Source organism: Sphingomonas fuzhouensis, from assembly GCF_034659795.1.
GTDB classification, from domain to species: Bacteria; Pseudomonadota; Alphaproteobacteria; order Sphingomonadales; family Sphingomonadaceae; genus Sphingomonas; species Sphingomonas fuzhouensis.
Genome location: NZ_JAXSQY010000003.1, coordinates 1 through 24907, shown reverse-complemented (window position 1 = coordinate 24907; position 24907 = coordinate 1). Strand labels below are relative to the sequence as shown.

At 67.2% G+C, this 24907-nt stretch carries 23 protein-coding genes; 8 read left to right on the top strand and 15 right to left on the bottom strand.

The features are described from left to right. Nucleotides 1-31: 31 nt before the first annotated feature. Entirely contained in the window at nucleotides 32-235 is a 204-nt protein-coding gene (locus tag U1H82_RS08240) for a hypothetical protein (protein WP_322964455.1), read from the bottom strand. Between the two features lie 241 nt (nucleotides 236-476). On the opposite strand from U1H82_RS08240, the gene U1H82_RS08235 reads away from it, so the two are divergent. From U1H82_RS08235 to U1H82_RS08215, 5 genes are all read left to right on the top strand, one after another. Then, nucleotides 477-1859: a sugar transferase gene (locus tag U1H82_RS08235; RefSeq protein ID WP_322964454.1), complete on the top strand. Its 1383-nt coding sequence runs from the start codon at nucleotides 477-479 to the stop codon at nucleotides 1857-1859. Then, nucleotides 1849-3129: a cell wall hydrolase gene (locus U1H82_RS08230; protein ID WP_322964453.1), complete on the top strand. Its 1281-nt coding sequence runs from the start codon at nucleotides 1849-1851 to the stop codon at nucleotides 3127-3129. Before U1H82_RS08235 ends, U1H82_RS08230 begins: the two co-directional genes overlap by 11 nt. Before the next feature lie 92 nt (nucleotides 3130-3221). Next, a complete protein-coding gene (locus U1H82_RS08225; RefSeq protein ID WP_322964452.1) occupies nucleotides 3222-3689 on the top strand; it encodes a hypothetical protein in 468 nt (155 codons plus the stop codon). Continuing rightward, nucleotides 3686-5104 carry a polysaccharide deacetylase family protein gene (locus U1H82_RS08220; protein ID WP_322964451.1) on the top strand — a complete coding sequence of 473 codons (1419 nt, stop codon included), beginning with the start codon at nucleotides 3686-3688 and terminating at the stop codon, nucleotides 5102-5104. Before U1H82_RS08225 ends, U1H82_RS08220 begins: the two co-directional genes overlap by 4 nt. Nucleotides 5105-5145: 41 nt before the next feature. Further along, nucleotides 5146-6504, top strand: coding sequence for an O-antigen ligase family protein (locus tag U1H82_RS08215; RefSeq protein ID WP_322964450.1), 1359 nt, complete (start codon nucleotides 5146-5148; stop codon nucleotides 6502-6504). Here the strand turns inward: U1H82_RS08215 and U1H82_RS08210 are convergent. From U1H82_RS08210 to U1H82_RS08185, 6 genes are all read right to left on the bottom strand, one after another. After that, nucleotides 6438-7067: a hypothetical protein gene (locus U1H82_RS08210; RefSeq protein WP_322964449.1), complete on the bottom strand. Its 630-nt coding sequence runs from the start codon at nucleotides 7065-7067 to the stop codon at nucleotides 6438-6440. The genes U1H82_RS08215 and U1H82_RS08210 overlap by 67 nt on opposite strands. 4 nt (nucleotides 7068-7071) lie before the next feature. Next, nucleotides 7072-9219 carry a GumC family protein gene (locus tag U1H82_RS08205; protein WP_322964448.1) on the bottom strand — a complete coding sequence of 716 codons (2148 nt, stop codon included), beginning with the start codon at nucleotides 9217-9219 and terminating at the stop codon, nucleotides 7072-7074. A 12-nt stretch (nucleotides 9220-9231) separates the two neighbouring features. Next, the gene (locus U1H82_RS08200; protein WP_322964447.1) at nucleotides 9232-10521 is read right to left on the bottom strand and encodes an outer membrane beta-barrel protein; all 1290 of its coding nucleotides are present in this window, start codon (nucleotides 10519-10521) and stop codon (nucleotides 9232-9234) included. A 49-nt stretch (nucleotides 10522-10570) separates the two neighbouring features. Further along, the gene (locus U1H82_RS08195) at nucleotides 10571-11041 is read right to left on the bottom strand and encodes a hypothetical protein (RefSeq protein ID WP_322964446.1); all 471 of its coding nucleotides are present in this window, start codon (nucleotides 11039-11041) and stop codon (nucleotides 10571-10573) included. Nucleotides 11042-11075: 34 nt separating this feature from the next. Continuing rightward, nucleotides 11076-11681, bottom strand: coding sequence for a polysaccharide biosynthesis/export family protein (locus U1H82_RS08190; protein WP_322964445.1), 606 nt, complete (start codon nucleotides 11679-11681; stop codon nucleotides 11076-11078). 138 nt (nucleotides 11682-11819) lie between these two features. After that, a complete protein-coding gene (locus tag U1H82_RS08185) occupies nucleotides 11820-13028 on the bottom strand; it encodes a glycosyltransferase family 4 protein (RefSeq protein WP_322964444.1) in 1209 nt (402 codons plus the stop codon). Nucleotides 13029-13267: 239 nt separating this feature from the next. On the opposite strand from U1H82_RS08185, the gene U1H82_RS08180 reads away from it, so the two are divergent. Together U1H82_RS08180 and U1H82_RS08175 are read left to right on the top strand one after the other, a co-directional pair. Further along, a complete protein-coding gene (locus U1H82_RS08180) occupies nucleotides 13268-14323 on the top strand; it encodes an acyltransferase family protein (RefSeq protein ID WP_322964767.1) in 1056 nt (351 codons plus the stop codon). Then, nucleotides 14320-14847 carry a serine O-acetyltransferase gene (locus U1H82_RS08175; protein ID WP_322964443.1) on the top strand — a complete coding sequence of 176 codons (528 nt, stop codon included), beginning with the start codon at nucleotides 14320-14322 and terminating at the stop codon, nucleotides 14845-14847. The genes U1H82_RS08180 and U1H82_RS08175 overlap by 4 nt, the downstream gene beginning before the upstream one ends. 6 nt (nucleotides 14848-14853) lie before the next feature. Here U1H82_RS08175 and U1H82_RS08170 read toward each other — a convergent pair whose 3' ends face one another. The 7 genes from U1H82_RS08170 to U1H82_RS08140 form a co-directional block, all read right to left on the bottom strand. Continuing rightward, nucleotides 14854-18240, bottom strand: coding sequence for a chromosome segregation SMC family protein (locus U1H82_RS08170; protein WP_322964442.1), 3387 nt, complete (start codon nucleotides 18238-18240; stop codon nucleotides 14854-14856). 121 nt (nucleotides 18241-18361) lie between these two features. Further along, a complete protein-coding gene (locus U1H82_RS08165; protein ID WP_322964441.1) occupies nucleotides 18362-19606 on the bottom strand; it encodes a tyrosine-type recombinase/integrase in 1245 nt (414 codons plus the stop codon). Beyond that, entirely contained in the window at nucleotides 19606-19800 is a 195-nt protein-coding gene (locus U1H82_RS08160; protein WP_322964440.1) for a hypothetical protein, read from the bottom strand. Before U1H82_RS08160 ends, U1H82_RS08165 begins: the two co-directional genes overlap by 1 nt. Before the next feature lie 166 nt (nucleotides 19801-19966). Further along, nucleotides 19967-20743 (bottom strand): phage antirepressor KilAC domain-containing protein, encoded by a 777-nt coding sequence (locus U1H82_RS08155; protein WP_322964439.1) that lies wholly within the window; start codon nucleotides 20741-20743, stop codon nucleotides 19967-19969. A gap of 57 nt (nucleotides 20744-20800) precedes the next feature. Then, on the bottom strand, nucleotides 20801-20986 hold the full coding sequence (locus U1H82_RS08150) for a hypothetical protein (protein WP_322964438.1): 186 nt from the start codon (nucleotides 20984-20986) through the stop codon (nucleotides 20801-20803). Continuing rightward, on the bottom strand, nucleotides 20983-21600 hold the full coding sequence (locus U1H82_RS08145; RefSeq protein ID WP_322964437.1) for a hypothetical protein: 618 nt from the start codon (nucleotides 21598-21600) through the stop codon (nucleotides 20983-20985). The genes U1H82_RS08150 and U1H82_RS08145 overlap by 4 nt, the downstream gene beginning before the upstream one ends. After that, on the bottom strand, nucleotides 21593-21775 hold the full coding sequence (locus U1H82_RS08140; RefSeq protein WP_322964436.1) for a hypothetical protein: 183 nt from the start codon (nucleotides 21773-21775) through the stop codon (nucleotides 21593-21595). Before U1H82_RS08140 ends, U1H82_RS08145 begins: the two co-directional genes overlap by 8 nt. Nucleotides 21776-22229: 454 nt before the next feature. Between U1H82_RS08140 and U1H82_RS08135 the strand changes: the two genes are divergently transcribed. After that, nucleotides 22230-22727 carry a hypothetical protein gene (locus U1H82_RS08135; RefSeq protein ID WP_322964435.1) on the top strand — a complete coding sequence of 166 codons (498 nt, stop codon included), beginning with the start codon at nucleotides 22230-22232 and terminating at the stop codon, nucleotides 22725-22727. 916 nt (nucleotides 22728-23643) lie between these two features. On the opposite strand, the gene U1H82_RS08130 is transcribed toward U1H82_RS08135, so the two are convergent. Further along, nucleotides 23644-24851, bottom strand: a protein-coding gene (locus U1H82_RS08130; RefSeq protein ID WP_322962882.1) for an IS3 family transposase whose coding sequence is annotated in 2 segments (ribosomal slippage) — nucleotides 23644-24527 and nucleotides 24527-24851 — 1209 coding nt in all. Because the reading frame shifts where the segments join, the coding sequence is not laid out codon by codon here. Nucleotides 24852-24907 lie beyond the last annotated feature (56 nt).

The following is a 24907-nucleotide window of genomic DNA, read 5'->3' as shown; positions in this document are numbered from 1 at the left end:
ACGGAAAGACCCCGCCGGGCCCGAATTAGGGTCAGCGCAGTGCCATCACGCACAGGGCGATCATGCCCCAGCACAGGCTGGCCGCCGCACCGATCGTTACCAGATTGACCAGCGAGATCGTCTTGGCTGCGACCGGCCGTCCGCGATCCGACAATCCGGCCGCCGCCATGTCCTCGGCCGCGAGATCGGCATGGTCCGTGGCAGTGGCGACATCGAACTCGTGCTGGTGGATCATGAATCGTCCCTTCCCGGCCGTGATAGGCGACGTAGCTTTCGGAAGGCTTAATATCGGGGTTAACGGCGCAGATACCAGGGTTGGCCACGCGCTTGGCGCGCAAAGCAGGGGGCATCGGCCCATGCCGGCCCCGTTTCGTCGAAATCCCGCGACAACTGCCCCGCAATGGGATTCGGGCCCCTGCGGCTGATCGTGGACGGCGCAAAGCCACGCTCGGTATACGACTAGTCAGGGGGTATCGGTGCAGATCGTCAGCTTTTCACGCGTCGGAGAAGAACCGCTGGAGGGCGATGCCCGCCGGACGACGACGCGCGCCCTTCGCCTGCAATTCTATGTCGCGATGCTGGTCGCCGATGCGTTCGCGGTCATGCTGGCGATCACGCTGGCCAGCCTGTTGCGGTTCGAAACGCCCTTCTCGCCCGAGGCGGCGACGCTGATCCTCGGGCTGGTGCCGTTCTTCTGCTTCTTCGACCTCGCCAATATGCGACCCGATTATCTGAACGACTGGCGCCGCTCGATCGTGTCGATGGTCGTGGCGCTGGGCAAGGCGGTGCTGGTCCTGCTGTTCTTCGGGTTCCTGCTGCATGCGATCGGCGACGCGTCGCGCCTGCTGGTCGGTTATGGCGTGGCGTTCGCGTTACTGATCGCGGTCGTGCTGCGCGCGCTGATTGTCACCCTGTCGTCGCGGGCGTTCCAGGGGGGCGCGGTCAACCATGTCCTGCTGATCGACGGGGTCACCATCGACATTCCGGCGGGCCAGTCGGCGCTTCAGATCGAGAAGATCGACGGCGGCGATTTCAACAATCCCTATCTGCTCGACCAGTTTGCGCGGCGATTCGCCGATGTCGATCACCTGACCGTCGCTTGCTGTGCTGAGCGGCGGCGCGACTGGGCGATGGCGCTGAAGGGGATCGACGTGCGCGCCGATATCATCATCCCCGAGCTGGATGATCTGGGCAGCGTCGGCCATGCGGTGGTGGCGGGGTCGTCGACGATCCTCGTGTCGACCGACCCGCTGGGCCCCTATGACCGGATCGTGAAACGGGCGGTGGACCTGGTGCTGGCGACCTCCGCGCTGGCCTTTCTGTTGCCGCTGCTCGTCATGATCGCGATCGCGGTCAAGCTGGACAGCCGGGGCCCGATCTTCTTCCGGCAACAGCGCGTCGGCTACGGCAACCGGCTGTTCATGATGTACAAGTTCCGCAGCATGAAGGTGGAGACCAGCGACGCCAAGGGCGGGCGTTCGGCCAGCCGCGACGATGATCGCATCACCCGCATCGGCCGGATCATCCGCGCGACCAGCGTCGACGAACTGCCGCAGCTGTTGAACGTCCTGCGCGGCGAGATGAGCGTGGTCGGCCCGCGTCCGCACGCGCTGGGCTCGCTCGCGGGGGATCAGCTCTTCTGGCATGTCGATGCCCGCTACCACCACCGTCATGCCTGCAAGCCGGGCCTGACCGGCCTGGCGCAGGTACGCGGCTTTCGCGGCGCGACCCACAGCCGCGAGGATCTGGTCAGCCGTCTTCAGGCCGATCTGGAATATCTCAACAACTGGAGCCTGTGGCGCGACATCATGATCCTGTTGTCGACGGTCAGGGTCATCGTCCACCGCAATGCCTATTGAGACGCCCGCCGGGCCGGGCATGCTGCGCCTGTTATGGGAGGACCGGCGCGGCGACCTGTTGCTGGGGCTGGGCCTGCTGTTCTGCGCCGTCATCGGGGGCCTTGCCTGGCTGGGCTGGTCGCCGTGGCAGGGCGATCCCTATCACCGCGCGCGCCTGGCGTCCGATCCGGCGGGCTATGCCGCGCAGGTCGCCCGGCAGGTCAATGCGCTGCCCGTCGTCACCGGCATCCCGACCGTCGCCCCGGTCGCCAATCTCGACCTGCCGCCTGATATCGCGCGGCGGATCAACGCGCTGACGCCGTTCGCGCGCGGGGCCAATCCGGCGGCCCGTCCTTTCCGCCTGGACGAGGCGACGCCCGACCGCCAGGCGGCCGAGGCCTGCCTGGCCGCCGCCGTCTATTACGAAGCGGGCAGCGATCCGATGGGGCAGGCGGCGGTGGCGCAGGTCGTGCTCAACCGCGTCCGCCATCCCGCCTTTCCCAAGACCGTCTGCGGCGTCGTGACCCAGGGGGCCGAGCGCAGCACGGGATGCCAGTTCAGCTTCATGTGCGACGGATCGCTGCGCCGCCGGGTCCCGTCACCCGCGGCGCTGACCCTGGCCCAGGCCACCGCACGCTGGGCACTGGGCGGCGGCGTCTTCCGCGCGGTGGGTAGCGCGACCCATTATCACGCCGATTATGTCGTGCCCCGCTGGAGCGGCGCGATGGACAAGGTGCTGGCTTTTCACACCCATCTCTTCTTCCGCTGGCGGGGACCGGCGGGCGCGGCCAGCCTGTTGCGCGCCAGTCCGGCGCCCGGCGAGCGACCCGGTGCGCTCGCCGCCTTCCTGTCGGCGACCATGCCCGGCGGGGAGGGGGCCGCGACGACCGCCGCCGATCCGGCCGCCACGACCCCCACCGGCGCGACCGATGGCGCGCCGACCGCAGCCCTGCCCGCCAGCGGTGGAGTCGTGCGATCGGACGAGTGGCGCGGCATCTATTATCTGCTGCTCAGCCCCGATGATTATCCGGGCAGCTATGCGATCAAGGCGGTCCAGGCCTGTGGCAAGCGCCAGACCTGCCTGGTCTATGGCTGGGATTCGGCGCGGCGTGTGCCCGTCGCGGTGACCGAGGCGCGTCCGGCAGGCGTCGTCTTCGTCTGGTCGCGGCATGGCGAGGAGCAGAAGGCCTTGTGGGATTGCACCAAGGCCCCGCGTGACAAGTCCGAACAATGCCTGCCCGGCACCGCCCCCCGCGCGGAAGTCCCCGCCACGCCGCCCCTTACGCGCTGATCGCGAGCGGCGGCGGTGTCTGCAAATTTCGCTGTCCTACAGGCGATAATGTGGAACATATGCGGAACTTCCTGATGCAGGGAGGGCAAGTGATGAGAGGAATCATACAAGGCGGCTTCGTCAAGGGGGGCGTGGCGTTGATCGTGATGGGGGCCATGCCGGTGGCGGCACAGCAGGTGGCGGCCCCGGCGGGCTATGCGCCGCTGACCGCGCCGTGCGTGGTGCAGGCCGATGGCCGCTGCACCGCGATTTCGGGCGATGCGCCGATGCCGGTCGCGTCCAAGGCGGAACGGCTGATCCTGGCCAGCAACAATGTCGCGGCTGCGCCCGTCGCCGCATTGGGCGGGCTCTATATCCTGAACCAGATGTGCAGCGGCTATGGCACGGTCGTCCTGCGCTATCAGGCGGCGGACGGCAGCGCGATGCTGCCGCTGGTCAGTCGTTCGGCGGGGGATTCGGGCGGCGGGACCAGCCTGTATCTCGGCGCAGGGACGGTGGTCGATGTCCAGTTGTCGGGGACGACCGGCTGCGGCGTCCAGCTCGCACGGGTGCCCGCATGATGCGGCGGCTGTTCGTTGGCCTGGTCGCGGCGGCGACCCTGCCGCTGTCGGCATCGCCGGTGGCGGCGCAGGCGCTGACGGGCGGGCCCGGCGCCTCGCCCGCCACCGCGCTGGCCAGCCCCGATTGGGCGCAGCAGCCCATCGACAGCGACAAGGCGCCGCTGGTCGGCGGGCGCATCCATCAGCGTTATCGGATCGCCGCGCCGATCGCGGTCCTCGCCTCGCTGGACCAGACCGCCCGGCTGATCTCCGCGCCGCCCGAGGCGAGCGACGTGGCGAGCGATCCGCTATACGGCGACACCCGGCTGACCGTGGCGATGACCTCGTTCAACGCGCGCCAGTTACGTCCCAACGCCACGCTGGCAACGCCGGTCAATGGTGCCGGACAGCTGATCCGCTTCTGGACGAAGCCGATCACCAATGTCGATGCGCGGCTCAGCAGCTACAAGATCCGCCTGTATTCCGAGGGCGGGCCGAACAGTCCGGGCGGCAATTACCTGGAATATAATGCCGCCACCCTGATCCGAGAGGGGCAGAAGACGGGGGAGCAGCGCTGGGGCAGTTTCACCGTGCCCGTGAGCGCGTTTACGGCGGTCGGGTCCGGCGCCAATAGCGCGGCGCTGACCTGGGCCCTGGTCGAGGTGCAGGCCAATAGCAGTTCGCCGATGACGATCGCGGTCGGCAATATCGAGCTCGTCGCCAACGCCCTGACCAAGGCGAAGATGATCATCGGCTTCGACGATCAGTTCCCCGCGACGATCGCCTATGCGTCGCGGGCGCTGGCGCGCTACGGCTTTCGGGGGGTGCTGTACGTGTCACCGGCGACCGACACCGGCAAATCGGGCAAGCTGGCCACCGCCACGATCAAGAATCTGCACGACAATCTGGGGTGGCAGATCGCCAGCCAGGCCTGGTCGACCGAGATGGCGAACGGGGCAGGCGGCATCGACATGATGACCGCCGACCAGCGCACGGCGGAGATGGCCAAGCTGCGTAACTGGCAGAATGCATTGGGCCTGACCGGGGGCGGGCATGGCAGCTATTTCAGCAATGTCGGGGCGACGGACGCCATCGCCTATCCGATGTTCCGCCAGCATTTCCGGTCGATGCGCGGCTATTATTTCGGGGAGTTCGCGCAGGTGGAGACCTATCCCTGGGGCGATCCGATGCGGATTCGCGCCATGGGAGCGGGCGAATTCCAATGGGGTAATAGTCCGTCCATCTATTCGACCTATTGGAAAAACCATGTCGATCGGGCCATCGCCCAGAAGGGCGTCGGCTTTATCGTGTTCCACGACGGCTTGTCGGGGGCGATGTCGAACTGGCAATCGGGTTTCGACCAGTTGCTGGCCTATCTCGATGCGAATCGAGCGGTTATCGATGTCGTCACGGTCGAGGATCTGGAAAATCCGTAAGTGACGACCGGCTTGGCCATGGATGAGAGGATTGTGAGGGGATGACCGCAGCGGACAGGAAGGTCGGCCTTGCCGCGTCGCTGCTGACCGCCTTGTTGTTCGGCGAAGTGGTGGCGGTCGGGGTCGACGGGCCGTTACTGGCGACGATCGCCGCCATGGCCGAGTTGATCGGCGGTGCGCTGATCCTGTTGCTGCTGCGTCCCGCTCTATCCTTCTGGCGGAGCTTTGCCGTGCCGTTGTTGCTGGCGATCCTGGCCTGGGCCTGGATCGCCAGTCCGACCTGGTTCGCGGTCGATCCGTTCGGGCGACACTGGAGCGCGCCCGACCTGCTGCCCCAGGCGAGCGTGCGCTTTCTGGGGGGCATCGCGGTCATGACATCGGCCGCCGCGATCGGGTGGCGGCGCGGCGGGGTTCGCCTGACGATCGATCGGTGGCTGGTCTGGGGCCTCCTCAACATCGCGCTGGCGCTGGTGTTGCGCCATTATAATCCCGACGCGGTCTGGGGTATCGACAAGGGCGATTTGCGCGACCGTTTCACCGGCACCTTTCTGAACGCCAATGCGGCGGGCTGCTATTTCGCGGTGCTGGCGGTGCTGGCGATGGGGCGCGGCTTTGCGCTGGCGCTCGACCGCTCGGTATCGGCGCCTTTTCTGGCGCAGGTGGCGACACCGATCGCCTTTCTGGGCGGGCTCGGGGCCTGTGCGATCACCGGGTCGCGCACCGCCCTGTTCGCCGCGCTCGTCGCCCTGATCCTCTTGGCGGCGCAGTTCGGGCCGCAATGGATGCGCCAGCAGCGCGGGAATGTCCGCGCGCTGGCGGTCGGCGTCGGCGTGATCGTGCTGTTGCTGCTGGTGTTCCTATTGCTGGGCGAGGCGACGCTCGATCGGCTGGCGCTGCTCGGCGAGGATTGGACCGGGCGGACCGATATGTGGGCGCTTTACGGCCGCCTCGTCGCGCAGGCGCCGCTCGGCTATGGTCCGGGTGGGTTCGACGATGCGGCGCTGCACGGCTTCGCCTCGATCCATGAGGCGCATGTCGCCTGGTATGTCCATTCGGCGCACAATGTCATCCTGTCGCTGCTGATGACCGGGGGCTATCCCTATCTGGCGATGATGGTCGCGCTGGTCGTGGCGCTGCTCTTCCCGTTCTTCCGCCGGGCGCACCGGATGCGTGAGCCGGTGGTGGTGGCGACGGTCGTGGCGCTGGGGCTCATCCTGGTCTGCGCCAGCACCGACATCGCGCTCGACATGCCCGCACTGGCCGCCATGTCGGCGATGCTGGCCGGACTGATATGGGGGCGTGCCTCGCGCTTCGTGACCGAGGCGCGGGTCGATTATGAGGGGATGCGGCCTCTCACCAATGGCTCGGCGGGCGAACCCGCGACCAGCCCCAGCGCATAGGCATAGGTTCGGCCCGACGCCCCCGCCAGCCAGGCGGTTTCCGACACCAGCCGGTCGCGGGTCTGCGCATCGAGCTTCGGCCAGACGGCGACGCCGAACCGTATCCGCCACGGTGCACTGTCCCGCAGGAACGGTGCCGCGCGGTAGCTGGCGGCCAGCGCCGACAGGGCCTGCGGTGATTCCGCGCCGTGATCGAGCAGTTCGACATAGGCGCGCGCCACCTCGGCCTCGCCCCAGACGGGCCGCGTCGCCTGGGCCTGCGCGATGTCGCGCCGCGCCTCGGCCAGCAATTGCGGGGCATGGGCGGGATCATTGGCCGCGGCGCGGGCCCGCATCACCCCGCGCAGCAGCGCCGCTCGCGCGGGCAGGCGATCGGCGGACGGGGCGGCGGGCGCCAGGGCCTGTAGATCGTTGGAGGTCGCCAGTCCCGCCGCCTGCCGCACAGAGGCGTCGCGCATCGCCACGACGCGCGTCTCGTCGCGCAACACCGCGACCGTATAGATCAGCGCGCCACCCAGGGCCGCCAACGCGAGCGCGTTGACGACCCTGGTGGCGACCGACATTCGCTCATTCCGAGCGGTAATAGGCATGATATTTGGACGAGTAATAGAGCGCGCCATAGGCTTCCTCACCTGACTCGACCATCGAGAACAAGGCACCCGCCACCGGGGCGCCATCCTGTTGCAGGCCCGCCAGCGCGGTCTTCACCGCATTGACCGGGGTGTCGCCCCATTTGATGACCATCACGACCGCATCGGCAAGCGCCGCGATCGTCCGGCTGTCCGCCACGCCCAGCAGCGGTGCGGTGTCCAGCACGATCCGGTCGTACCGCGCCGCCAGCATGGCCAGCAGATCCCGCATCGCATCGCCGCTGAACAGGTCTTCGGCGCGGAAGGCGGTGTCCGCCACCGGCAGCAGGTCGAGACCCGGCTGCTTGTCCGCGAGCAGCGCCTGGTCGACCGGCAGATTCTGGGTCAGCACCTCGACCAGCCCGACCAGCGGTTCGATCGCCGCGGCCTCGCGCAGTCCCGCACGACGCAGGTCGGTATCGATCAGCAGCACCTTCTCACCCGCCAGCGCACAGATCCGCGCCAGCGCCAGCGCACTGCTCGTCTTGCCTTCGTCGGGCAGGCTGGACACCAGCGCGCAGACCTTGGCCGTCTTGGGCAGCGAATGGCGCAGGACGCGCAGCGTCTCCGCATAGGAGCTCATCGGCTTTTCGAGCAGCAGCGCGGGGGCCGAGCAGCGTTCGCCCGCCGCATTGCGGAGCTTGCTGGTGGCGATGCGCGGCACGCTGGCGAGCACGGGCAGGCCCAGCGCCTCGATATCGCGGATCGAATAGAGTCCGGTCGCCAGCACCTCGCGCGTCACCACGCCCAGGCTGCCCAGCACCAGCGCGCCCAGCCCGGCCAGCGCCAGCAACAGGCGGCGATTGGGCGAGGTCGGCGCCTCGGGCGGCACCGCGCTTTCGATGACCTGCGCCTGGCTCATCGAGCTGCGCGACACCTGGCTGACCTGCTGCGCCTGTTCGTTCAGGCTGTTGAGCGCGGCATGGGCGGCATCGGCCTTGCGCTTGTAGCTTTCGGCGGCACCGGTGGCGCGGGTGTCGCGCGACTGTTGCGCGCGCAGCCGGGCCATCTCGCCGCGCAGGCTGGCGGCGCGTGCTTCGGCGGCATTGGCCTCGCTCTGCAGGCCGCCGACGATGCGATTGGCCTCGTCCTTGATCTGCGCGTCGAGCGCGGTCAGCTGTTCGTTGACCTTGATATTCTCCGGGTGGCGCGGACCATAGCGGGCGACGACTTCGCCCTGGCGCTGGATCAGCTGGGCCCGCTGGCCGCGCAGGTCGGCGATCACGTTCGAGTTGAGCACCGCCGACACCGCGTCGATCCCGCCCGACGCGATCTGGGTCCGCGCGACGCGCAGCCGCGCCTGGGCCGCCGCCGCTTCGGACTCGGCGGTGGCGAGCTGGGTGGCGAGCGGGGTGATCTGCTGACCGGTGACGGTCGCATCGCCGTCGTTCACGATGCCCGACTGCGCCCGGTACTGCGCCAGTTGCGCGTCCGCCTGCGAGGCCTGCTGGTTCAACTCGGCCAGCCGCTGGTCGAGATAGCTGGTCTCGCGCGAGGCGGTGCCGCTGCGCTTGCCGACGCTATAGGCGATATATTCATTGGCAAAGGCGTTGGCGACATCGGCGGCCAGACGCGGATCGCTCGCGGTATAGCCGACATTGACGATATAGGTCATCTTGTCGCGCGCGGTGTCGAGGCGACCCAGCAGGCGATCGGCCAGCTCATTTTCCCGCTTGGTCCGCTCGGCGGGCGTGGCGTTGGCGGGCAGGGGCTTCAGCCCCTTGGTGAAGGCCGGGTCGCTGCCCAGCTTGAGCTTGTCGATCACCGCCGCCGCGATGTTGCGCGAGCGCATGACGTTGACTTCGGTGTCGAAGATATTCTGGTCAGGCCGCTCACCGCTCATCTGCCCCAGCGCGGCATTGGGCGAGGGATCGATCTTCACCCGCGCCACCGCCTGATATTTCCAGGGCATCATCAGGACCAGCGCGGTCGCCACGGTGAAGGTGACGATCGCGATGACGGCAAAGGTGCGCCAGCGACGGCGGAACATGCCGATCGTCGCACTCCACAGGGCACGGACCACGCCGGGTCCGGTGGGCGGCGGCGCCATATCGGCGTTGGGATCGCCCAATCGTTCGGTAAGCATGATGGTCGTGCCTTATGGGTGGATGGTGACGCCCGCGAGCGCCCGGAATTCGGAAAGCGCCGGGCCGTTCAGCCCGACATTCTCGCTGCTGCGCTGCGAATAGCCCAGGCTGAGGTTGCCGCTGAGCAGGCGGCTGGCCAGATAGGTCGCTCCGCCGGTCACCTGCTTGACCCGCGCCTTGCCGACGACGCCGATAAAGTCGTTCTCGGCATAGGAGACGGCGTAGTTGAGCAGCAGGTTGCGCAGCAGTTCGTGATCGAACCGCAACGCCGCGCCGGTGTTGAAGAAGCCGCTGCCGCCGAAGGTCGAATCCTGAATGTCGCGGAAGGCGTTGAAGGTGACGGTGGTCAGCGCCGAGGGGAAATATTCCAGCTTCGCGTCGAACGACAGGCCGCCGATATTCTGATAGATCGGCGCGGTGAAGCGACGGTCGATATAACCGATGCCCGCCGATCCGCGCAGCAGCGCGGTCAGGTCCAGCGACACGCCCGCCAGCGCGCGGATTTCGCGCGAATCGCGGTTGGCGATCGTGGGCGTCAGCGGCTGGTCATAGCTGGTGCCGGTATAGGTCAACTGGCCGAACAGACCCGTATCGGGCGTCAGGCCATATTCCAGTTGCAGCGCGCCGCGCGCCACCTCGCGGTCACGATTGTCCTGCGAGATCAGGAAACCGGTCAGGGTGCGGACCGGCATGAAGTTGTACTTGGCATAATCCGCGCTGCCCACGACCCGGACACGGGCGAAGCGTGCATCGGCCATCAGCCGGGCCTGGCTCTGCTGATAGGGGGTGACGCTGCGCACATTGACCAGCGCGGCGCCCGAGAATTGCGATTCGAACCGACGCGCGGTGTCGAGCGCCAGGGTCAGCGCGACGTCGCTGGTCGCGTCGAAACGGCCGACCGATCCGATCGACCAGCCATTCTGGTTGCGCGGGCTCGCCTCGGCATAGCGATAAAAGTCGCCGCCGCCGGTCAGCTGCAGGCTGTGGCGCGACCAGTCGGACCGGGCGAGCAGGCGGGGGGCGACCCGCAGGAACACGTCGTCGGTCTTGTTCGACGTCGTCTGATAGACGTTGTCGGTATAGCCGACCTGGGTGTCGAGCGTCGGCAACAGGGTGAAGCCGGAGAGCTTGAAACCGACCGGGTTGGTTTCGGGACGCGCGCGCTCGGTGACGCTCTCGTTGCGGCCGCGATCGAAGGCGATCGGAACGACCGTGTCGATGGCGTTGGAAACCTGCGCTTCGGCGGCAGCCGAAACCGTCAGCGCGCAGACAGCCGCGCCCGTCGTCCAGAAGCGAAACATTGATGCCCCCATATATTTGGGTCGGCCCCCCGGACCGATCCCGAACTTTTTAGTTTTGCGTGGTGTAGTTCACGCCGACGCCACCGCCGCCGATCGTCGGACCGGCACCCAGCGTCGCGGCGGTCGTGCCCGCGCCGCCAGTACCGCCGGTGCCCGCCTGGCCGCGGCGAACCGCAGCGGCGACGGCGTTCAGCGCGGCCTTGACCTTGCGGCTCTGGCTGCCCGGCTGCTTGGCGACATAGGCGAGGGCGGCCTCCTTGACGGCGGCGCTCTGCCCCTGCTGATCGACCGCGAAGCTGATCGCCGCCTCGACATCCTGTTCGGTGGCGGTGGCGGGCAGATTGGCGATGGCGGCGGTGATCGCGTCGGCGACCCGCTGCACCGCGGCCGGATCGGGCTCGCTGGTGGCGGTGGCAGGCGCGGCGGGCGTCTGGGTCTGCGTGGCGGCCAGGGCCGGGGCGGCGACGCCCAGCGCCATGGCGGTCATGGCCCCCAGCGTCGTGTGTGCGATATTCGACATGTTGCTTCCCCTGTTGCCCCGTCCCCTGGAGCGATCAAAAATACCGTTCGCCGACCCGCACCGTATCGCCCGGATAGACCATGACGCCCGAGTCCAGCTTATATTCCTTCTCGGCGGCCTCGCCGAAGCGCTTGATGAAGACCTTCCGCTTGTTGGCGCGGTAGGTAAAGCCTTCGGCGCGCGCGACCGCGTTCAGCGCCGACAGGCCGCTCGAATAGGGATATTCGCCCGGCTTGGTGACCTCGCCCAGGATGTAGAAGGGGCGATAGGTCAGCACGTCCATGCTGACCCGCGGCTGGCGCAGATAGCCGTCGGCGAGCTTTGCCTCGATGTCGTGGATCACCTCGCGCGGGGTCCGCCCGATCGCCTTGACGTCGCCGATCAGCGGCAGCGACAGCGTGCCGGAGTCGCTGACCGTGAACTCGCCCGAAAGCGTGTCCTCGTTGAAGACGATGATGCGGACCTTGTCGGCGACGCCCAGCTTGTAATCGACCAGCGGTGCGGCGGGCGTCGCCGGAGCCGTCGTGGTCGAGGCGGGCGTGGCCGGGGCGGGCGCCTCGGCCTTTGGCGGCACGCCCTGCTGCGCAGCGACGGGTGTCGATGCGACCAGCAAAGAAAGACACAACCAAAGACTACGCATGCGAACGCCCCCTAAAATCGGCGTCCCGTTCATACGCCGTGCTGCATATGCTAACAACGATCCGTATGATGCCATGCAGGCGCAGCTTACCGAGGGTGCGTCCCGATTTCGGACAGAGGTCGCCTGTTCTCAAGCCGTTCAGGCCAAGACCGGGTCGGACAGGAGTCGACTCAGCTTGGCAGCCTCGCGCATCTGATCATGACGTTCGGCAACCAGCGCGCGGCCGGTCCGGCCCATCGCGGCCAGCGTCCCGCGATCCGTGGCGGCGCATTCGCGCATCGCCTGGGCGATCGCCTCGGCCGAACCGGGGGTGTAGAGCCAGCCCGTCTCGCCATTGCGGACGAGGTCGGCCATCGCCGCGACATTGGTAGCGAGCACCGGACGGCCGAGCGCCAGCGCCTCCATCACGACGATCGGCAGGCCTTCGGCAAAGCTCGCCATCACCATGGCGCGGGCCTGGTCGAGCTCGGCGCGGACCTGGCGTTCGTCGGCCCAGCCGGTGATCGTGACATGGGCGCGCATGCCGTGGCGGGTGATCGCCGCCTCGACATCGCCGCGCATTTCGCCGTCGCCGACCAGGGTCAGCGTGGCGGGCACCCCTTGCCGCCGTGCCAGTGCCAGCGCTTCGATCAGCAGCAACTGGCCCTTTTGTCCGCTCAACCGGCCGATGCAGACGAAATGCGCATTCTCGGCAGGCGGCGTCAGCGGAGCGTCGAGAAAGTCGGGCAGCAGGCCGCAGCGGACGACCTTCACCTTGGCCCAATCCTCCAGCGCGGCCCAGCGATAGAGCTGGCTGGCGCAGAAATCGGTGATCGCCACGACATGGGTCGCCTGCGCGATCTTCAGCCCCAGCTTGGTCGATAGCGGCCGGTCGAACTCGTCGGGACCATGGACCGTGAAGCTATAGCCGATTCCCGCCATCGCCGCGCCCAGCATGGCGATCTCGGCGGCGTTGGTGCCGAAATGGGCGTGAAGATGCCGGACGCCCGCCGCCATCATCTCCTGGGCCAGCTTGGCGCCTTCCAGAAAACTGACGAGATGAAGCGGGATCGAACGGTCGGTCTTGCGGCACATCGCGGCGGTCAGGCGCAGCGCGGCGAACCAGCGACCGGGATGGCGCACCAGCATCGCGATCCCGGCGACCAGCAGTGGCATGATCCCGCCGCGCAGCAGGAAGCGGGTGCGGTCGCGTTCGGCCAGATCGATCGGGTCGACCAGATCGGCATCCCAACCGCGCAAGGCCCAGCGATGGACGGTCGCCCCCTGCGCCTCCAGCGCCAGGATTTCGCGGCGGACGAAGCTGTGGCTGACCTTCGGATATTGGTTGATGAAATAGCCGATGGCCATGAGCATGTTCCGACGGGTAAGAGGCGTAAGGCGGCCTTTGGGAAGCGGGCCGGGGGGATGCAACGCGGCATATCGCGCGACCGTATCATTACGGGGCATTCACGATATCCGGTCATCGGGACCGCCCTATCGTCGATCCGTTCGCCGATTTATGTCCCGTTCCGACAGGTTCGGGGGGATAATTGTATGTGCCGGAACGACTTTTGGGTCGGACGCCGCAGGGTGCGTCTTTGACGGACATGGCCCTGTCGCACGACATCCGGGATAGCGGCGACGTGTCGTCGGGGCGCCATCTCGGGCGGCTGGACGGCTGTCGGGGCATCGCAATTCTGGCGGTCATGACCGGTCATATGCTCCCGTTCGGACGGGCGGCCTGGGGCGGCAATGTCGCCATTGCGGCGGCGGGTATGGCGATCTTCTTCGCTTTGTCCGGTTTTCTGATCGTCAGCCTGTTGTTGCGCGACGATGCGGTGATCCCGTTCATCATCAAGCGGCTGTTCCGCATCGTGCCGCTCGCCTGGCTCTACATCCTGGTGGTGATCGCCGGGCAGGGGGCATCCTGGGACGTGGTCGGGGCGAATCTGTTCTTCTTCGCCAATGTCAGCAAATTCTGGCTCAGCTATGCCCCGCATTTCTGGAGCCTGTCGGTCGAGGTGCAATTCTACGCCTTCGTCGCGGTCCTGGTCGCGTTCGGTCGCCGCCGTGCGCTGTGGCTGCTGCCGGTCCTGGCGATGGCGGTCACCGCGTGGCGGATCGGGCATCACACGACCTTTGGCAGCCACAGCTTCGACCGGGTGGACGAGATCATGGCGGGCGGCACGCTGGCGTTGTTGGTGGCCAGGCGGTGGCAACCGCCGCGCTGGGCGACCCGCCCCGCCATCGTCCTGGCGCTGTTCGCCATGTTGTTCGTCGGCATGCTGGCGCCGGTCGTTTCGGGCTTTCCATGGATCGCCTATCTGCGGCCCTATCTCGCCACGCTGCTGGTGGGGCTCAGCCTGACCATGCGCGACGGCGCGTTCGCGCGGCTATTGGGCGGGCGTGTCCTGGGATATGTCGCACGCATCTCCTATGCGCTTTACGTCCTCCACCCGCTTTCCTATGCCGGGTGGATGGGGAGCGGGAATGTGGCGGTTCGCTATACCAAGCGGATCTTCAGCATCCTGATCGCCTTTGGGGGCGCGCATGTGTCGACATTCTATTTCGAACAGCCGCTGACCCGGCTGGGTCGGCGGATCGCGGCCCGGTGGTCGCGGCCCATGTCGGTCGTGCCGCATAATGTCGCGGGGGTGGCATGAGTCATTTGAGTGTGTGCGGGCGTATCCGGGAAGACCGGGCGCTCTATCGCGAAGGCTGGCTGGCGCAGGGGCTCTGGGCACTGGCGATCCATCGTCTGTCGGCGGGGAGGTTCGCGCGACCGCGCGGGCCGGTGCGCAGCCTATGGGGTGTCGCAGCCAAGCTGGCGGGCAAATGGGCCGAGTTCGCATGCGGCATCTCGCTGCCCGAAACGGCGACGATCGGCCGCCGCCTGCGTATCGAGCATTTCGGCGGGATCATCGTCCATGGTGCGACGGTGATCGGCGATGACTGCGTGTTGCGCCAGAATGTCACGCTGGGCAATCGCAGCGAAGCCCGTCCGCTGGAGGCCCCCATATTGGGCAATCGGGTGCAGATCGGAGCGGGCGCGGTCGTGCTCGGCGCGGTGCGGATCGGCGACGGCGCGATCATCGGCGCCAATGCGGTGGTGCTGACGGATGTCCCGCCCGGTGCGATCGCGGTCGGCAATCCCGCCCGGATCATCGCGCGCGCGCCGCAGCCCTGATCCGCTTCACTCCGCCGCGAGCAACGTCTCGGCCGCCTGCAGGTCCACCGACACCAGGCGGCTGACCCCGCGTTCGATCATCGTCACGCCGAACAGCCGGTGCATCCGGCTCATCGTCACCGCATTGTGCGTCACGATCAGATAGCGCGTATCCGTCTCGCGCGTCATCCGGTCGAGCAGCCCGCAGAACCGGTCGATATTGGCATCGTCCAGCGGCGCATCGACCTCGTCCAGCACGCAGATCGGCGCCGGGTTGGTCAGGAACAGCCCGAAGATCAGCGCCACGGCGGTCAGCGCCTGTTCGCCGCCCGACAACAGGGTCAGCGACTGGAGCCTTTTGCCCGGCGGCTGCGCCATGATCTCCAATCCGGCCTCGAGCGGATCGTCCGAATCAATCAGCGCCAGATGCGCCGAGCCGCCGTCGAACAAGGTCGCGAAGAGCGTCTGGAAATGGCCGTTCACCGCCTCGAACGCCTCCAGCAGCCGTTGCCGCCCCTCGCGGTTGAGCAGCCCGATAGAACTGCGCAGGCGCGCGACCGCCTGGATCAGATCTTCGCGCTCGGCGGCGCTGGCGGCCCCGCTCGCCTCCAGGTCGGCGAGTTCCTGTTCGGCGACCAGATTGACCGGCCCGATCCGTTCGCGGTCGGCAGACAGCTTGTCATGCGCGGCGGCCTCGGTCTGGGGCGAGCCGACGCTGGCACTGTCGAAGGCGAGTTTTTCCGGCAGCACCGGCGCAGGGCAGGCGAAGCGTTCGCCCGACACACGACCCAGTTCGACCCGGCGGAGTTCGTGATTTTCGACCCGCGCCAGGGCCCCCGCACGGGCCTCGCGCGCGGCGGATAGCAGCGCATGGGTTTCGGCATGGGCCGCTTCGATGGCGCGCAGCGCGCGTTCGGCATCGGCTTCCTCGGCCTGGGTCCGCTCGGCTTCGGCCTTGGCCGCGTCGTGCGCGGCGGCGAGGGTCGCGATCTCGTCGGCGAGTTGCGTGGGCTTGTCGGCGAGCGCAGCGGCGTCGCGGTCGAGCGTCGCGGCGCGGTCGTCCATCTCGGCGATCCGGCCCGCTGCCTGGCCCGCCCGCTGGTCCCAGCCTTCCGCCTCGGCCATCGCGGCTGACAGGCGGTCGCGGGTCTGCGCCAGGCTGCGCTCCAGCGTCGTACGCTCCGACCGCGCCAGCGCCACCGCCGAGCGGGCGAGCTGCGTCTCCTGCTGGAGCCGCGCCGTCTCCGCCGCACTCGCCGTGCCGTCGGGCAGCGCCGTCAGCGCGGCCTGGGCGCGGTCGCATTCGGCCAGCGCCTCGTCCATTTCGGCGGCGATCCGCTCGGCGCGGGTGGCGAGGTCGGTGCGCTGGGCCGACAGGCGCTCGATCACCGCCTGCGCCCGGTCCTCGGCGCGCTGGGCATCGCGGAGCGACGCCTCGGCGGTGGCATGCAGGTTTCGCGCGCTGGCGGCGGCGGCGCGGGCGCGGGCGATCCGCTCCTCGATCGCGGCGCGGGCCTCGGTCGCACTCTGGACCGCCGCCTCGGCCGCCGGACGCTCGGCCTCCAGCGCGGTGAGCCGGTTGCGCCGTTCCATCCGCTCGGCCGCCGCCGCGCCGCCGCCCTCGCCGATATAGCCGTCCCAGCGCCGCAGCCGCCCCTCGCGCGTGACCAGCCGCTGTCCGACGCTGAGCTGCTGGCCCGAATCCGCCTCGACCAGGAAGATTTGCGACAGTCGCCGGGCGAGCGTCGGCGGCGCCTTGATCCGCTCGCCCAGTGGCAGCGTACCGACCGGCGCGGCGGGGTCGTCGGGCGCAACAGGCGAGCCGTGCCAGTCGACCAGAGGCGTCTCCAGCTCGTCGCCAAGGGCTGCGGCCAGCGCGCGTTCGAACCCCGGTTCGGCTTGCACCTCGTCGAGCAGCCGGTCGCCGCCCTTGCTCGCGGTCGCACGGGTCAGCGTCGCCGCTTCCGCTTCCAGCGCTGCGAGCGCGGCGATGGCGCGGGCGCGGGCACCCTCGGCGGAATCACGCTCGCCGGTCGCGGTCAGCTCGCTCTCTTCGGCCCAGCCCAAAGCCGCGCGCGCCTTGTCGGCGTCGACCTTGGCGGCGGCCTGCGTGGCGATGGCCTCTTCGCGCGCGGCCTCCTGCTCGGCCATGTCGGGCAGTGCCTCGATCGCCGACGCAACGGCGCGGGCGTCGCGTTCGGCGCGGGCATGGCGGGCGCGGGCGGCGGTCAGCGCGGCCTCGGCGATGCGGCGCTCGGCCGCCTCCGCAGCCTGGGCCGACAGCGCGCGGGCCAGCGCGACCTCGGCATTGCGGTTCTTCGTCTCCGCCTCGGCCAGCAGCGCGTCGAGCCGGGGCATGGCCTGCACCGCATGGGCGATGCGCGCCTCCAGATCCTCGCGCTCCTCGGCCAGCCGCCGGATCGCTGCCGCCGCGTCATGCGCCAGCGCATCCTCGCGCGCGCGGTCCTCGTCGATCCGGGTGCGCGCGGCGGCCAGTTCCTCGATCCGCCGTTGCAGCCCGTGGCGGCGGTCGCGGGTGCGCGACAGGGCATGACCCGCCTCGCTCAGCGCATCGCGTGCGGCCAGCGAGGCGGCGCGGGTGCGCGCGGCGCGCGCCACCGCCTGTTCCTGTGCGGCCGCCGCCTCACGCTCGGCGGCGGTGGTTTCGGTGACGCGGCGTTCGGCGGCCTCCGCCTCGATCTTGGCCGCGCCCGCCGCCTCGGCCGCGTCGCGCCAGCGGGCGAAGATCATCCGCGCCTCGGCCACCCGAATTTGGTCGGAGAGCAGGCGATAGCGCTCCGCCGCGCGCGCCTGTCGGCGCAACGTCGCGATGCGGGCATCTTGATCGGCGATCGCCTCGTCCAGCCGGGTCAGGTTGGTCTCGGTTGCGCGCAGCTTGGCCTCGGCATCGCGGCGGCGGACGTGCAGCCCGGCGATCCCGGCCGCTTCCTCCAGCATCGCGCGGCGCTCGGCGGGCTTGGCGGCGATCACCGCGCCGATCCGGTTCTGGCTGACGAGCGCGGGGGAGTGCGCGCCGGTTGCGGCGTCGGCGAACAGGAGGGCCACGTCCTTGGCCCGCACGTCGCGCCCGTCGATCCGATAGGCCGAGCCCGCGCCGCGTTCGATCCGGCGGACGATCTCGGTCTCCTCGCCCTCGCGCTCGGCCAGGATCGTGACCTCGGCAAAATCGCGCGGCGGGCGGGTGGCGGTCCCGGCGAAGATCACGTCTTCCATGCCAGCGCCACGCATCGACCGCGCGCTGTTCTCGCCCATCGTCCAGCGCAGCGCCTCGAGCAGGTTCGACTTGCCACAGCCATTCGGCCCGACAACGCCGGTCAGCCCCGGCTCGATGACCAGATCGGCCGGATCGACGAAGCTCTTGAAACCCGAAATGCGAAGCCGCTTGATCTGCACGGACCCGGTCGCTGCTCCTACGGCGGTACGTGGTTAACCGATAGCGTATGGAGGCGGGATGTCGAGGGGTAGGCTGTACGTGACAGGGTTATGGTATGGCTGGTTTGAAAAAGTATGGCTATTACAGTGTGATAACACTGCTTGCGTTGCCAATGCGCAGATGCTTTGCGTGTTGAGACGGGGCAACGGGCACAATCTCCGCCCCGGTCAGGCGATCCGCCAGTGCGTCCATGGCCTCCAAGGACTGCGCTCGCTTCTCGATACTGTGTGCGTAAACCTGCATCGTGATGTTCACATTGGCATGACCAAGTTGCGCTGAAACGTCGGGCAAAGGCCACCCGTTCTCGATCATCCAGCTTGCGGCAAAGTGCCGCAAGGCGTGGAAGTGGAACGACTGCCCGCCCTTCAAACCGGCGCGCTCCAGCAGCTTGGACCAACTCTTCGTCCACCAGCTGGCGTATCCGATCGGCAAGCCATGGCAGGTCTGGAACACCAAGCTGTCCGGGTCGTCCGGGGGGAAGTCGGCGACATAGGCGCGCAGCAGCGCCAGCATCGTGCTGGGCAGCCGGATGTCGCGGCGTCCCGCTTTGGTTTTCGGGTCATTGAGCTCGCGGCCAAGATGGACTCGGCCAAGGGATGTCCGCACCCGCAGGATACCTGCGTCGAGGTCCAAGTTTTTCGCCTGAAGGCCCGCAATTTCGCCCCAGCGAAGCCCAAGGAACGCGGCCAGGGACACGAAGCATTGCAGGGTGGCCGTCGGGCGGCGCTTGCTCTTGTGATAGCGCTGCCCCGCCGCTGCCAGCAGGGCACGAACGTCATCCACCGTGAATTGCCGGATCGGTTCGGTCTTGGCCGCGCGGACCGATCGGGGGACCGATACGACCGGGTTAACGCGCGCCCACTTATACCTGATCGCGAAATCAATGATGAGCTTCAGCAGGCTGATCGAATTGGATACCGTCTTGGGGGCGTACCCCTCGCGCCGGAGGTCGCCGATCCATTTCTCGACGTCGAATACCTCCACCTCGTTGATGAACCGCTCCCCGAGGCGCGGCAAAACTAGCGCCTCGATGCGTTGGATGTACTGCGCGACGGTCGAGCGGCGCATTACACCACGTTTCGCAGCCTGATCGATCTCGGTGATATACGCATTGGCGACGAAGCTGATCGTCTTCCGCTGCGATCCGGCGATGTGCTCGCGGTTCGCGAGTTCAGATTCAACCGTCGTGCGGTATGCGTCCGCCTCTTTTTTCCGCTTGAAGGTGCTCTGCCGGTAGGACCCGGTGGTGTCCTTGTATCGGACGACCCAAGCCTCCTTCGTGCCGCCGCCGGGCGTCGTCCATTGGCGCTTCGTTACGCTGGCCATCACTGGCCTCCTTTCATGCTATTCCAGTGATCCAGCGCCGCCGTGCTGGCGACCGTGCAACCGTCGTCCTGATAGGTCGGCAATCGGCGTTCCGCGTCCAATCGGGTCACGTCGCTGGCGGGGATGCCGAGATGCGCGGCGATAGCCCGATGGCCGTAGAGAAGCGCCGCCCGTTGCGTGGGCGCGTCGCGCACTTCCACCACCACGGGCGGCGATCCCCGACGCGCCCAATCTTGAAGGTCGGGATGCCGCCCGTGCCGTGGAGGTGCTGAACCTGCCGCCCGCCCAGACCGATAGCGGCGCCGATTGCCTCTAAGCCATACAGGAGGTCCGGGTCATTGCGCCGGAGTGTTGAATTGCTCATGCCGCTCTCCGCTTTTCCGCGAAGATGGCCGCGAGCTTAGCCACCCCCTTCGCCGTCACCATGACCTGAAATGTCGAGCGCTCCGGCTGACCCGGCGGCTGGAATTTCACCAGCCGATGCTCCAGATACCCGGCGTCGACTTTCGCCTGATAGGCCAGCACCCGGTCGCAATCGGGACGGCGATAGGTCCACCCGTTCGAGCGCAGCCAGTCGTGCAGTTCACGCGGCCCGACCTTGATGACCTTGGCGGCGGCGGTGATGTTCATGCTGCCCTCGGTCGATCCGATGCGGTCCAATGCCTCCGCCTTCGGGGTAAGCGCCGCATTCTGCCCCTCCAGCGCGGTGTTGCGATCCTCCAGCGCAATGACCCGCTCGGAATAGCCGAGCAGGAGCCCGCGCAGCGCCGCCGGATCATTGAGCGCCGCCGCCGTGGTTGCGCCCCCATAGGCCCCGTCGCGGCGCAGGGCGGGCAGAACCTCCCCCGTCACCCATTTGCGGAACCGATGCGCGGGCGCGCCGGGCGTCATCGCATCGCGGCTCCGAAGGGTGAGGGTGTATAGGCCAGCCTCGTTGATCGCGGCCACCGTCTGGCGACCGCCGGGGGTGTCGACTTCAACCGACCCCCTTTCGTCAGTGTCGAGGCGGGCGATGGCGTCGCGGTGGCTGGTGATGCCTAGCGCGGCGCAAACGTCAGCCGCGACGAACCATGCCTGCCCGCCGCGCTCCACCGCGCGAACGGGCGTCGTGTCGAATTGAAACGGTATGATGCTCATGGGTATCTCCATGATAAGCCCCGCGCCGCCGCCGATCGGGGCGGGCGGGGCAGGGGGTCATCGGGCGCGCAGCGCCGTATCAAGGCGTTCAGCAACGGTCGAAACGACTACGCCGACGCACCTTGCAAAATCAGCGTGTTCATCCGCGCTGTAGTTTCCGGCGGCTATAGCCTCGCATAGCGTGTGGACCGCGTTCAGGTCGGATATGGCCCCGCGAATCTGGTTGGCTTGGGCGTCGGTCATGCTCGACCTCCCTTGATGACGCGCCAGCCGTTCCGGTCCAACAACTGGTACGGCAGGGGCGCGGTGGGATTGTGACGGCACCGGGTCCGACGAATGCGCCGCCGATGCGCATTCCATATCTCTTGCCCGTCCGGCTCCTGATCGTCGCCCGCGTCGGGATGGCACAGCGTGTCGGGCTGTCGGTCGTGATATTCGGGATAGGTCATCCCCTCCCGGTCGGGTTCCGCCTCTGCCGTGCCGTCGTCCTCCGGCTCGTCGTCTTGCTCAAGCGCGTCGTCGTCTTCGTCGTCCTCTCGGCTCGCGAACCCGCCGATAGGCTCATGCTGCGCACGGCGGCGCGCCTTGGGGTCGCGGGCGTCCCATTCTTGCCATGCGCGATCGCCGCCGTCGGCGTCGTCCTCTGGCACCTGATCGGCCAAGGTGTGGTAGTGGAGTTCCCGCCCGAAAGCGTCGACGTGCGCGCTCAAATGCTCGCCGTCCTCAAGGTCGGGGTCGGGGTCGCGCTGGTCGAGTTCCGCGATGATCGCCTCTACCGCCGCTTCCAATTCCAGCCGGTCGGAATAGTGCAGCAACGGCTTGAGCGCCGCCGCCGTGATGGTCTGACCCTCAAGCATGGTTCGCCTCCCCGGTCAGGGCGGCGCGGATGCGCTCGATCGTCGCGGGCGTCGGCATCCCGCCTTCCCGCAGGCTGGGGACAAGGCGGCTACTACCGATGATCTGGCGACCGAAGGTGCTGGGGGAGGTGCCCGTCTCTTCCAAATGGGCTTCCACCTCGCGCAGGAGGCGCATGGCGGGCGTCATCGCCGGGCGCGGCTTTATCGCGCGCGACGGAGGGTTGCTCCGAAAATGGTGCATGTTTCACTCACTGGTTTCGGCTTTCTACGGCCGTTTTCAGGGTGTCGGACCCTGAGCCGGGGGGTAGAAACCTGCCAGTGAGACAGGCCGGCGGTTTTTAAGCACGAATGCTCTGGACATGGCGCACCGCCCCCGGCCATAAGGTGGCCAAGGCCGAGCGACGCCGCCAAGCGTGCTCTGTTAGAACCCCGCCAAGGGTTCTCTTCGGCACACGATCCCGCGCCAACGGGAACGACTGCCTATCACTGGTCCGGGTTTCTACGCCCACGGTCCAAGATGCTCTCTTTATTGATTTCGTGCAAGCCCCCCGCGCCAACGGGGTGGCTTTCGCGCATGCGACGCCAACGATAACTCGACATCGTGCGAGGCGCTGCCTCATCGTAGGCCGATGAGCGAATCAACGACTGAACATTCGGACAACGAAGCCTTTTTCCGCCGACACTGGTGGGGCTATGGGATTGCGGCACTAATACTGTACGCATTCACAAGCCCCTACTTGAAGTACGTTCCGGCTGGGCAAGTTTTCGCCTGTGCGGCGCTGATTAGTGTGACTGTATTGTCCCTTTACTGGGGTACGATTTATCTTAAGCGGGTGGACGGGAAATTTTGGTTTGGGATGGGTGTATGCATGGGCGTATTTGCATTTTTGCTAACACTATATACTTCAATGAAAGCCCTTGATGGTGCCGATGCAAATGCAAAGCGTTGCTTAGCCATTCAACGGGATATGCTCTCCGCTCACCCGCGCCGCTCCGATGATCCCGATCTCTTTCAGGCCCTTGGATGTGCGCCCAGTGGTGAAGGCAGCGTTTCGGCCGCGCCGACCGATCGGGAAAGAAAGGCCGGGCACCCTCTCCCATGGGGAGGGTATCCGCCGTCGCGCTGATGCGCCGGTTTTCCGGCACAGGTCTTTAAGAATTGAAACACTTATTCAGCGCAAACTGGCTGGATGACGACACCACCACCGCCACCCGGCCCAATCTATCCGCCCCTCTGGAAGAGGGTTGCCCTACGAATTAAAAGCGACTGGCTTGGGCTGCGGTCTGAAACGCTTGATGCGGAGCGGGGGCGGCTAGTTCTATGGGGCGTAGGGATTGTCGCGGTCTGCGCTCTGACGACAGGGCAAGCCGTTTTGCGATTTGGCGATAGCGCCTCAATGCTTCTGGTAGGTTTGCTTGCCGGTCTCTTCGCGTTGCTCTTCAACGCAGTCTATGTTTTGCCAGGCTGGACCCGTCGATTCTTCCTCATTGGGTCAATTCTGGCATTGGCTGCCTGTATTGCCCTCCTAGTCTCGCAATTCAATCCAATGATTGAGCGCGCGAACGCGAACGACAAACGGTGCGAGAGGCTGCAGGAGCAGATGTTAGCGCGAAATCCAGCTATGCCGTCGGCCCCTCAGGTGTTCCGGGCGCTTGGCTGTGACCCCACCGGCACCGATCCTCGTATTATGATCCCCTGACGGCATGGCCTTGGTCGATAAGCGCCAACCGGCTGAGCGCAACCAAGGCCAATGCTTCTCGCTCGGCTTCCCCGGCAGTGTGAAAGCGATTGTGCAGCGCCTGCATTCTCATTGAGACTGACGGCGCGGTCAGCGATTCGGAAACGAATGTTTCTGCCGCACGAAGCTGGTCGCGGATTTCTAGGATAGCCATGGGAATTATCACCTCCGATTGCCCGCACTGCCGGGTTAAGAATATGACGTTCGCGGTGTTTGGGATAGCGGCCCCGCCGCAACTTGCGATGCGTGAGCGGGCCACCGCACTGGTCGCGGCCTGATCTGGCCCCCGTTTGGCCGGACGGATTCAAGCGGTTGCAGAAACCATTGCGCGATGCTCGCGCGGGGAACGCATTTTGAGCCCTGAATGAGGGTGGTTGTCGTTGTAGTCTTCGATCCATCCGGCAAGCGATGTCAACGCGGTGAGTGCATCGGGTAGCGACGAGACGCGGACGTAATCGCGTTTGAGGGTATGCACGAAGGCTTCGGAGATGCCGTTGGATTGCGGGCTGCGGACAGGGGTGAAGCAGGGTTTGAGCCCGAGTTGCCGGGCAAAGGTCCGCGTTTCGCGGGCGGTATAGGCCGAGCCGTTATCGGACAGCATCTCAACCGGCGCGACCGTGCGCATACCGCCGAAGCGGGCCTCCACGGCTTCCAGCATGATGTCGCGCACGTCCGAACCGCTGATGCCGGCATTGGTGACGGCGTGCCAGGCGATGATCTCGCGGTCGTGGGCGTCGATGATAAAGGCGCCGCGCACGACCTCGCCGTTCCAGCAGGTGAACTCGAACCCGTCCGAGCACCAGCGCAGGTTCGAGCGGATCGCCACCACGACGCCGTCATGACCGTAATCGGTTCGCTCGGTATAGCGCCGCGCCAGCAGCAGGCGGTTGGCTGCCATGATGCGGTAGACGCGTTTGTGGTTGACCGGCACCAGTCCTTCGGCGCGCTGCTGTCGATTGAGGACCGCCGCGATGCGGCGGTAGCCGTATGTTGGCCGCTGCGCGGCGATCTGGCGAATGCGGGGCAACAGGTCCGCGTCGTCGGCCTTCGTGTATGGCCCGCGCGTCTTGGTGCTGCCGGTCAGGCGGTCGTACACCGTCGAGCGTCCGACGCCGAGCGTGCTGGCGACCAGGCTCACCGGATAGTCTCCGGCAGCGGCGAGTGCATGAGCAAGCTCGCTTTTTTTGGGCGCGAGCGCTCCAGCGCCTCCTTCAGTATCTCGACCTCCAGCGTCTTGCGGCCGAGCTGGCGCTCCAGTTCGCGGATGCGGGCTTCCATCTCACGGACCTGACGGTTGCTGGTTACGTCATCGTCGCCGACGATCGCGACGCTTCCGCCTTCCAGCATCAGCCGCCGCCAGCGGTACAGCAGGTTCGGGGCCACGCCATTGCGGCGCGCCACCACCGATATGCTCTCGCGACCATCGAGCGTTTCCTCAACGATCCTCAGCTTCTCGGTGGAACCCCAGTGACGACGCCGACCGCCGTCGGTGATGATCTCGGACACGGACATAAGCCTATGCTCAGGGGATAGCCCCAAGCCTCCTTCTTAGGCTTGAATCCGTCCGG